The sequence below is a fragment of the Geodermatophilus chilensis genome, from assembly GCF_002802985.1.
GTDB classification, from domain to species: Bacteria; Actinomycetota; Actinomycetes; order Mycobacteriales; family Geodermatophilaceae; genus Geodermatophilus; species Geodermatophilus chilensis.
In genome coordinates, this window is the sequence record NZ_NVPT01000180.1 from 1 (window position 1) to 9,405 (window position 9,405).

Annotated in this window: 10 protein-coding genes and 1 tRNA gene; 7 read left to right on the forward strand and 4 right to left on the reverse strand. The window is 73.5% G+C overall.

Features of this window, described 5'->3' with window-relative positions:
- The first annotated feature begins 230 nt into the window (after nt 1-230).
- Nucleotides 231-1,724 carry an alpha/beta hydrolase gene (locus CNO22_RS22685; RefSeq protein WP_100501535.1) on the forward strand — a complete coding sequence of 498 codons (1,494 nt, stop codon included), beginning with the start codon at nt 231-233 and terminating at the stop codon, nt 1,722-1,724.
- Between the two features lie 48 nt (nt 1,725-1,772).
- On the opposite strand, the gene CNO22_RS22690 is transcribed toward CNO22_RS22685, so the two are convergent.
- Nucleotides 1,773-2,039, reverse strand: a complete 267-nt coding sequence (locus CNO22_RS22690; protein WP_100501537.1) for a hypothetical protein — start codon at nt 2,037-2,039, stop codon at nt 1,773-1,775.
- An 86-nt stretch (nt 2,040-2,125) separates the two neighbouring features.
- Here CNO22_RS22690 and CNO22_RS22695 point away from each other — a divergent pair, with 86 nt between their 5' ends.
- The 4 genes from CNO22_RS22695 to CNO22_RS22710 all read left to right on the forward strand — a co-directional run bounded on the left by CNO22_RS22695 (nt 2,126) and on the right by CNO22_RS22710 (nt 5,084).
- The gene (locus tag CNO22_RS22695; protein ID WP_100501539.1) at nt 2,126-2,368 is read left to right on the forward strand and encodes a DUF5703 family protein; all 243 of its coding nucleotides are present in this window, start codon (nt 2,126-2,128) and stop codon (nt 2,366-2,368) included.
- A gap of 152 nt (nt 2,369-2,520) precedes the next feature.
- A complete protein-coding gene (locus tag CNO22_RS22700; RefSeq protein WP_198588537.1) occupies nt 2,521-3,117 on the forward strand; it encodes a TetR/AcrR family transcriptional regulator in 597 nt (198 codons plus the stop codon).
- 12 nt (nt 3,118-3,129) lie between these two features.
- Nucleotides 3,130-4,398, forward strand: coding sequence for a nucleotide disphospho-sugar-binding domain-containing protein (locus CNO22_RS22705; protein WP_100501541.1), 1,269 nt, complete (start codon nt 3,130-3,132; stop codon nt 4,396-4,398).
- A gap of 116 nt (nt 4,399-4,514) precedes the next feature.
- The gene (locus tag CNO22_RS22710) at nt 4,515-5,084 is read left to right on the forward strand and encodes a class I SAM-dependent methyltransferase (RefSeq protein WP_100501543.1); all 570 of its coding nucleotides are present in this window, start codon (nt 4,515-4,517) and stop codon (nt 5,082-5,084) included.
- A 3-nt stretch (nt 5,085-5,087) separates the two neighbouring features.
- On the opposite strand, the gene CNO22_RS22715 is transcribed toward CNO22_RS22710, so the two are convergent.
- Both CNO22_RS22715 and CNO22_RS22720 read right to left on the reverse strand, forming a co-directional pair.
- Nucleotides 5,088-5,891 carry an SDR family oxidoreductase gene (locus CNO22_RS22715; RefSeq protein ID WP_100501544.1) on the reverse strand — a complete coding sequence of 268 codons (804 nt, stop codon included), beginning with the start codon at nt 5,889-5,891 and terminating at the stop codon, nt 5,088-5,090.
- 12 nt (nt 5,892-5,903) lie between these two features.
- The gene (locus tag CNO22_RS22720; RefSeq protein WP_100501545.1) at nt 5,904-7,232 is read right to left on the reverse strand and encodes a M20/M25/M40 family metallo-hydrolase; all 1,329 of its coding nucleotides are present in this window, start codon (nt 7,230-7,232) and stop codon (nt 5,904-5,906) included.
- A gap of 86 nt (nt 7,233-7,318) precedes the next feature.
- Here CNO22_RS22720 and CNO22_RS22725 point away from each other — a divergent pair.
- Nucleotides 7,319-7,403, forward strand: a tRNA-Leu gene (locus CNO22_RS22725).
- Nucleotides 7,404-7,645: 242 nt separating this feature from the next.
- On the opposite strand, the gene CNO22_RS22730 is transcribed toward CNO22_RS22725, so the two are convergent.
- The gene (locus CNO22_RS22730) at nt 7,646-8,122 is read right to left on the reverse strand and encodes a DUF6326 family protein (RefSeq protein ID WP_100501546.1); all 477 of its coding nucleotides are present in this window, start codon (nt 8,120-8,122) and stop codon (nt 7,646-7,648) included.
- A 190-nt stretch (nt 8,123-8,312) separates the two neighbouring features.
- On the opposite strand from CNO22_RS22730, the gene CNO22_RS22735 reads away from it, so the two are divergent.
- Nucleotides 8,313-9,338, forward strand: coding sequence for a sensor histidine kinase (locus CNO22_RS22735; RefSeq protein WP_232807267.1), 1,026 nt, complete (start codon nt 8,313-8,315; stop codon nt 9,336-9,338).
- The last annotated feature ends 67 nt before the right edge of the window (nt 9,339-9,405 follow it).

A 9,405-nucleotide genomic window follows, 5' to 3' on the forward strand; every position in this document is an offset into this window, starting at 1 on the left:
ATGTCGATACAACTTGCTGTCGCTTATGTTTGTTTCCAAGCAGAAGACGTCATACAAGTGCTAGTACGGTCTCGTTGGCTCGGGATGTGTATAAGAGTCAGCCTCCGGGAGCCGCGAGTGAACGCCTGCCGTCGCGTCGCCGCCCTCAGCACCCTCACCGCCCTGGCCCTCGCGGCCGGACGTCGGTCGCGGCGGCTGCCCCACCGGCCGCCGAACCGCTCTCCCCGCAGGTGCCCGAGCTGACCTGGGCGGGCTGCGGGACGACGGCAGAGGCCACGGCGGCCGGCGTGGAGTGCGCGACCGCGGACCTGCCGATGGACCACGCCGAGCCCGGCGGCACACGGGTGCAGATCGCCGTCGCGCGCGTCCCGGCCGCCGACCCGGCGAACCGCATCGGGTCGCTGTTCTTCAACTTCGGCGGCCCCGGCGGTCCGGCGGTCGACTACCTGCAGGCCGCGGGCCCGGGCGTCTTCGCCGCGCTGAACCAGCGATTCGACATCGTGGGCTTCGACCCCCGCGGCGTCGGACAGAGCACCCCGGCGGTCGACTGCGGGCTCGACCCGCAGTCCGAGGGGTTCTTCTCGCCGCCCGCGCCCACCCCCTTCGACGTCGACCCGGCCGCGCTGGTCGCCAGCGCCCAGGAGTACGTCGACGCGTGCCTGGCCAACAACGGCGAGGTCCTCGAGCACCTCTCGACCGCCAACGTGGCCCGGGACATGGACCTGCTGCGCGCGGCGGTCGGCGACGAGCGGCTGACCTACCTCGGGTTCTCCTACGGCACGTTCCTCGGCGCCACCTACGCCGCGCTGTTCCCCGACCGCTACCGGGCCCTGGTGCTCGACGGCGCCCTGGACCCCGAGCAGTACCTCACCGACCCGGTGTCGCTGAGCACCGCGCAGGCCGCCGGCTTCGAGCGCGCCCTCGACCGGTTCGCCGAGGCGTGCGCCGTCGACCAGCCCGCCTGTTCCGGCTTCGGCGGCCCCGACCCGCTGCTGGCCTACGACCGGCTGCTGGCGGCCGCCGAGGCGGCGCCCATCCCGGCCCCGGGTTACCCCGAGGACCCGCGCCCGGTCACCGCGGACGAGATCCGCGAGGTGACCTTGACCCTGCTCTACGCCAAGCAGCTGTGGGGGCTGCTCGCCGCAGCACTGGCCGCTGCGGAGGACGGGGACGCCTCGGCGATCCGGGCGCTGGCCGACCACATCGTGTACGCCGACCCCGCGTCGACCGACCGGTTCTTCGCCATCTCGGCCGGCGAGCAGCAGTGGCCGACCGACGTCGACGCCTACCTGGAGCGGGGCGCCGCGGAGTGGGCCGCCTTCCCGCACTTCTGGGGCAGCTTCGCCTACTCCGAGATCCCGTGGGGGCTGTGGCCGGTGCAGGACGAGGACGCCTTCACCGGGCCCTACGAGCTGCCCGGGACCTCCGCGACCCCGCTGGTCATCGGGACCACCCACGACCCGGCGACGCCCTACTCGGGGTCGGTCGCCATGGTCGAGGCCCTGGGCAACGCCCGGCTGCTGACCATGGAGGGCGACGGGCACACCGCCTACGGCGGCAACTCCGCCTGCATCGACTCGGTCACCGACGCCTACCTGGTCGACGGCGCCCTGCCGGCCGCGGGCACCGTGTGCCAGCAGGAGGTGCCCGTGGTCGCGCCGACCGACGTGCCGGTCGAGGCATCGACGGCGACCCAGCGCCTGGCCGTCCCGCTCGCCGGCTGACCGGCGCAGGGCCCGCCGGCGCACCGCCGGCGGGCCCGCGCCGCGGGTCTAGAGCGGGGCCTCGTCGTCGTCGACGGGGACGTCGGCCTCCTGCTCCAGGACGTCGGCGGGGTCGGCCTCGCGGTCGCCGACCGGACGCAGCGGGCTGCCGGCCTCGCCCGGGCGGGCGGCCAGCTGCTGCTCGAGGGCGTCGGCCTCGGGGACGCCCTCGCCCGGTGGGGTGGCGTCACCGGCGAGGGCGACGGCCGGTGGGTCGAGCAGGGCCTCCTGCTCGGCGCGGTCGGCGTCGGGTACGTCGTTGCCGGGAGCGGTCACGTCGTCCTCCGTGTCGTCGTAGGGGATGGGGTCGGTCCCATCCTGCCGTCCGGTCCCCCGCCGGGCAGTCCGGAGGTGACGGTCACATGACCGGCGCGCGTCCAGAGGGCACAATCGGCCGGGTGGAGGCGGTCGCCGGGGAGTACGAGTTCGCGCCGCTGCGGATCCCGCCGGGCACGTCCCGGTCCGCAGCGGCGACCATGCTGAGCCTGCAGGCGGACACCGGCGGCTGGGAACTCGCCCGGCTGCAGCTGCACGCCGACGGCACGCGCAAGGTCATCCTGCGCCGCCGGGCCCGGCTGTCCTACCTGCCCAAGCCGCACATCTGAGCCGCGGGGCGCCGGCGCCCCGCCCTGCCCTGCCGGACCCCCGGTCACCGGCTCCCTGCGGGCTGCCGTGACGCGCCGCTGACGCGTACTTCGCTTGAGTGCTCGTCAAGTGAACCGTTGACCCGGGTGCGCCCGGCCCGAACGCTGTCCCTGTGACCGAGGCGACCCGCAGCTACCGGATGCGCGCCCGCGCGCAGGCCGTCGAGCGGACCCGCGAGCGCGTCCTCGCCGTCGCCCGTGAGCGTTTCGTCCGCCTCCCCTACGACGAGGTGCGGCTGGCCGAGGTGGCCGCCGCCGCCGGCGTGACCCAGCAGACGCTGCTCAACCACTTCAGCTCCAAGGAGGGGCTGCTGCTGGCCCTCGTCGACGTCCTGGGACCGGAGATCGAGGCGCTGCGCGGACCGGTCGTGCCGGGGGACGTCGCCGGTTTCGTCCGCGGGCTGGTGCGCCAGTACGAGGCGCTCGGGGACGCCAACGTGCGCCTGGCCGCCGCCGCCGAGCGGATCCCGGCCCTGGCCGGCGGCGTGGAGACCGCCCGCGCGCGCCACGCCGCCTGGCTGGAGGAGGCCTTCGCCGAGCAGCTGCCCGCCGACCCGCGGGAGCGCCGGCGGACGCTGGCGGCCCTCTACGCGGTCACCGACGTCGGCACCTGGAAGCTCCTGCGCCGCGACCTCGGCCACTCGCGCGCCGAGACCACCGTCGTCCTGCAGTCCCTGCTCCGGGCCGCGCTGGCGGCCCCCATCCCCTGAGGAGGCACCGCCATGCACCACCTCGCGGCACTGTGGGACGGCGGGGGCACCGTCCCGGTCGAGCTGGGCGTCGTCCGCCGGCTGCTGGCCCGCGGCCACACCGTCACCGTGCTCGGCGACCCGACGATCGAGCGTGACGTCGCCGACACCGGCGCGGAGTTCCACAGCTGGACCCGCGCCCCGCACCGGAGGTCCCCCGCGCTCGAGGACGACCTCCTGCGGGACTGGGAGTGCCGGACGCCGGTGCAGCTGCTCCGCCGGCTCAGCGACCGGCTGATCACCGGGCCCGCCGCGGAGTTCGCCGCCGACGTCCACGCCGCGCTCGCCGCCCGGCCCGCCGACACGGTCGTCGCCAACGGCGCGCTGCTGGGCGCCCTGATGGGCGCCGAGTCCGCAGGCGTCCCCGGTGTGGCGCTGTCCTCCAACATCTACTCGCGGCCGGCTCCCGGCATGCCGCCGTTCGGCTCCGGGCTGGCCCCCGCGCGCGGGCCGCTGGGGCGGGGACGGGACCGGGCGCTCAACGCCCTGGCCACGGCGCTGTGGAACCACGGGTTGCCCGACCTCAACGCCGCGCGGGCGGACCTCGGGCTCGATCCGCTGCGCGAGACCTGGGCGCAGTGGGACCGCGCCGCCCGGGTGCTGGTCCTGACCTCTCCGGCGTTCGACCTCCCGGCCGAGCTCCCGGCCAACGTGCGCTACGTCGGCCCGGTGCTCGACGACCCGGTGTGGGCCGAGCCGGTCGAGGTCCCCGCCGGGGACGAACCGCTCGTCGTCGTGGGCCTGTCCAGCACCTACATGAAGCAGCAGACCGACCTGCTGCGCCGCATCGTCGCGGCGCTGGCGAGCCTGCCGGTGCGCGCCGTGGTCACCACCGGCCCGGCGGCCGACCCCGCGGACGTGCCCGGCACCGGCCGCATCGCCGTCGTCCGTGCCGCGCCCCACGCGCAGCTGTTCGCGAGTGCCGACGTCGTCGTCACCCACGCGGGGCACGGCACGCTGATCAAGGCGCTGGCCGCCGGCGTCCCCGCGCTGTGCCTGCCGATGGGCCGCGATCAAGGCGACAACGTCGTCCGGGCCGCCCGCCACGGCGCCGCCCTGGGACTGCGCCCGACGGCGTCCGCGGCCCGGATCGCGGCCGGGGTGCGGCGGCTGCTCGAGGACCCCGCGTACCGCCGCGCCGCCGAGACGCTCGGCGCCCGCCTGCGGTCCGACGCCGCCAGCAGCGCCCTCGTCGAGGAGGTGGAGTCCCTGGCCGGCGGCGGCGGGCTCGCCCGCGCCTGACCTCCGGGACGCCCGCCCGCGAGGGCGCGGAACCGGCGCCTGCGGTCGCTGGCGCGGCCCCGGCGTGTCAGGGTCATGGGATCGGCTGCCGGCCCCAGGCGGCCGGGGAGGACGGCATGAGAGACACCCTGACCGACCGGTTCCGCTTCCTGCGCGCCTTCGTGGCCAATCCACGCCAGGTCGGTGCGATCCTGCCCACCTCCCGCTGGGCGGTGCGGGACATGCTGGACCTGGCCGACCTCTCCCGCGCCGACCTGGTCGTCGAGCTCGGCGCGGGCACCGGGGTGCAGACCGGCGAGATCCTCGCCCGGCTCGCCCCGGGCGCCCGGCTGGTGGCGCTGGAGATCGACCCCGACCTCGCCAAGCTGCTCGACGAGCGCTACGACGATCCCCGGCTGCAGGTGGTCTGCGACTCGGCGGAGAACCTCGACGCGCACCTGGGGGGCAAGCGGGCCGACGTGCTGGTCTCCGCGCTGCCCTACACCTCGTTCGAGGCGGGGCTGCGCCGCCGGGTGCTGGACCTGCTGCCGGTCGCGCTGGCGCCCGGCGGCGTGCTGCTGGTGATCCAGTACTCGCCGCTGATCCTGCGCGAGCTGCGCCGCCGGTTCCCGTCGGTGCAGCAGAAGATCACGCCGTGGAACGTGCCGCCGGCGTTCCTGTACGCCTGCCGCACCGACCCCGCCTGACGCTCACCGCATCGACGGCGGGCGCAGCGCCTCCGGGACGACGGCCGTCTCGCCGGTGGCGGTCTTCGCGCTGGGCACGCCCTTGAACCGGTAGGGCACGGTGCCCACGCCGGGCTGGACGACGTAGGCCGCACCCGGCTCCCCCGACGTCCAGGCCATGAGCATCGCGTCGGCGACCTCCTCGGCGGAGAGCACCGGGAAGCGGGCCTGCGTGAACTGGTCGCGGATCCGGTCGATGATCGCGGTGTCGGCGAAGCCCGGGCAGATCGCGGTGATCGTCGTCCCCTCGCGGGCCAGGCGCGGCGCCATCGACCGGACGAAGGCGATGGCGCCGCCCTTGGCGACGCTGTAGCCGGGGTCGGTGGCCATCGGCGAGAGCCCGGCCAGGGAGGCCGTGACGACGATCGCGCCGCCGCCGGCCCGCCGGATCGCCGGGCGGGCGGCCACCGCGCCGTAGACGACGCCGAACAGGTCGACGTCCACCACGTGCAGGAACTCGTCGAGGTCGAGCTCGTCGTCGGACTTGGCCGCGGAGATGCCGGCGTTGAGGTAGGCGGCGTCGAGCCGGCCGTGCCGGGCCTCGATGCGCTCGACCAGGGCGGCGTTGGCCGCACGGTCGGTGACGTCGAGGACCTCGAACTCCGCGCCCAGGTCGGCGGCGGTGGCGCGGGCCCGCTCGCCGTCGAGGTCGGCGAGGACGACGGTGACCTCCCGCTCGCGCAGCTTGGTGGCGAGGGCGCGGCCGAAGCCGCCGGTCCCTCCGGTGATCAGTGCGACGGAGCCCGGGCGCGGAGTGGTGTCGGTCACCCCGGCATCACATCACGCGCTGCGGAGGAACCGGTCGAGGACCCGGATGCCGAAGCGCAGCGACTCCACCGGCACCCGCTCGTCGATGCCGTGGAACAGCGAGGCGAAGTCCAGGTCCGGGGGCAGCCGCAGCGGGGAGAAGCCGAAGCAGCGCATGCCCAGGCGCTCGAAGCTCTTGGCGTCGGTGCCGCCGCTCATGGTGAACGGCACCGGGCGGGCGCCGTCGTCCTCGGCCTCGAGCGCGGCCACCATCGCGTCGACCAGCGGGCCGTCGAACGTCGTCTCCACGGCCTGGTCGTGCACGAGCCACTCGCGCTGTACGCCCTCGCCGATGAGCGACGCGAGCTGGCGCTCGAACTCCTCCTCCTGCCCGTAGAAGAAGCGGCCGTCGACGGTGGCGCTGGCGGTGCCGGGGATGACGTTGGCCTTGTAGCCGGCGGCGAGCATCGTCGGGTTGACCGTGTTGCGCAGGGCCGCGCCGATCATCCGGCTGATGCTGCCGAGCCGGGCCAGTGCCTGCTCGGGCTCGTCGGGGTCGATCTCGATGCCGTAGGCGTCCTCGACGGCGGCAAGGAACTGGCGCATCGGCGGGGTGAGCGTCGTGGGCAGCCGGGCCGAGCCGAGGCGGGCGACGGCCGCGCAGAGCCGGGTGACGGCGTTGTCGTCGTGGACGAACGAGCCGTGGCCGGGCTTCCCGCCGGCGGTCAGCCGCATCCAGGCCAGGCCCTTCTCGGCGGTCTGGACGAGGTAGAGGCGCAGGTCGTCGCGGACGGTGATGGAGAAGCCGCCGACCTCGCTGATCGCCTCGGTGCAGCCCTCGAACAGGTCGGGGTGCTCCTCGACCAGGTAGCGGGCACCGAGCTTCCCGCCGGCCTCCTCGTCGGCGACGAACGCCAGGACGACGTCCCGCGGCGGCTTCGTGCCGGTGCGTGCCCAGTCGCGGACGACCGCCAGGGTCATCGCGTCCATGTCCTTCATGTCCACCGCGCCGCGGCCCCAGACGTAGCCGTCACGCTCCTCGCCGGAGAAGGGGTGCACGCTCCACTCGGCCGGGTCGGCGGGGACGACGTCCAGGTGACCGTGGACGAGCAGGGCGGGCCTCGTGCGGTCGCTGCCCTCGATGCGGGTGACCAGGCTGGCCCTCCCCCGCTCCGACTCGTGGATGACGCTGTCGATGCCGACCTCGTCGAGCTTGCCGGCCACCCACTCCGCCGCCGTCCGCTCGCCCTTGCCGGTGGCGGTGTCGCCGGTGTTGGTCGTGTCGATGCGGATGAGGTCGGACAGCAGCTCCGCGACCTCGTCCTGGGCTCGGGACAGGGGCGCGGGAGTCGTCTCGGACATGCCGACGATCGTGCCACCGGGGGTGTGCGACCCCCGGTCGAGGCTCGGTTATGCTGGCTCCCGGCGCTCGCGAGAGCGGCCCACCTGTCCGGGTGGCGGAATGGCAGACGCGCTAGCTTGAGGTGCTAGTGCCCTTTATCGGGCGTGGGGGTTCAAGTCCCCCCTCGGACACAGCCTCACCTCGGTGTTCCTACGGGTCAGGAGCCCGGGGTGTTCGCGTCTTGAACGTGGAGATGGCCTGGTGCCGCGTGATAATTCGTTGCCGGTCAGCCGTCCAGCGGGCGGCGAAGCGATGCGCCGCCGCTACCGGGACGCGTTCGAGTTCGGGCGCGATCTCATCCCCGACGGCTTGCAGCAAGGCTGGCTCCACCACCTCCCGATGATGACCTCGCTCGCCGTCCAGCCGCCGGTCGTCATGCGCTCTGCATCCGATCGCTCTCGTAGGGCACGGCCGTGTGGCGCGCCGTCCGCGGCCACGTCCACGCACAGCGGACGATCATGGTGAGGACCAGCACCTCGAGGCCGATCGCGATTGCGAAGTAGTACGTCCAGGACTCCCCGATGCCGTTCGCGACCGAGACGACGACGTAGAGCGGCGCGACGACGAGGTTGGCCCTGCGGTTCGCGCGGGCGGGCAGCGTCATCGACAGGGCCACCATCGAGATCGGGATTGCCATCAGCGTGAGCGCACCGAAGGCCCATGTCTGGCTGATCTCGAGCTCCCAGACGATTCCGGCCAGGATGTCGTCGACGACCCCCGGCATGTACAAGCCGAGGATGTCGACGTAGACGTACAGGAACATGAAGCTCACCCACCAGGCGGCGAGCTTGGACTGCATCGGGACCTGCCGGTCCTCCAGCGGGCCGGTGGGGTAATGCCTTCTGCGCATGATCGCTCCTCGTTGAAGGCCGAGCCACGACAGGGCTCGGATCCGATTCATCTGTGATGGCGTCACGATGGCGAGGGACCTCGACGGACACATCCGTCGACGGGCTCCAGCTGCCCTGGCCGTATGAATAGGGCAGAGTTCGTTCTTTCGGCCGATCCGTTCGAAGCGCGGCTTCCTTACGCTGTGGTCGATGGTGGGAACCGTGCTCGGCGCCCTATGGGCAGAGCCTCGTCCTCCGCATCCGCCCGTGCGGGTGTGGCGCGACTGGGCGCTCGTCGGGGTACTCGTGGTGTGGTCGATCGCGGAAGCGCTGCTGCGCGAGGACCGGACGTGGTGGCCGGTCGTGCTCACCGTCAGCATCGTCGTCACTGCCTGTCTGCTGTGGCGGCGCACCCATCCCCTGGCCGCGGTCGCCGTGGCCTTCGGGACGCTCATAGCCTTCGATGTCGCGAGGATCCTGGCAGTCGACGCAACGGGGCTGCTGAGCATCGCCGCACTGCTCGTGCTGCCCTACGCGCTGTTGCGCTGGGGCGCAGGCCGCGAGGCCGCGGGAGGCCTCGGGATCATCCTCGTCTGGCTCGCCGTCACCCACGTCGCTGACCCGACCGCGCCGGCCGAGGTGGTCGCTGGCTACGGATTCTTTCTGTTCTCCGCCGCCCTGGGTGCCGCTATTCGTTTCCACGCCAGCAGCCGCCTGCGCGAAATCGAGCAGGTGAAGCTGCGCCAGCGCAACGAGCTCGCGCGGGAGCTGCACGACACGGTCGGCCACCACGTCTCGGCGATCGCCGTCCAAGCGCAGGCCGGGCGCGCCCTGTCGGCCACGAACCCGGCCCGAGCGCTGGCCACCTTGGAAACCATCGAGGAGTCGGCGTCCCGGACGCTTGAGGAGATGCGCGCCATCGTCGGCGTCCTACGCGATGGGACGGAACCAGATTTCGCCCCACGGGGGGGTGTCGCTGACATCGCACGGCTTGCTTGCCACGACGGCGAGGGGCCACGCGTCGACGTCCGCCTTTCCGGCGGCCTCGATGGTGTCGACCGACCGGTCGGCACCGCCCTGCACCGGATCGCCGCGGAAGCGGTGATCAACGCGACCCGCCACGCGGTACACGCGACCCGCGTCACGGTCGATGTCACCGCCGCACACGACCAAGTGCACCTGAGGGTGCGTGACGACGGCGAAGCTAGCCCGGATCTTTCATCTGGCAGCCAATGATCATCGAGAGGGGCCTCGATGGGCCGCTGGGGCGTGATTCTGGTGTCGGGGTACGACGGTTCTCCCG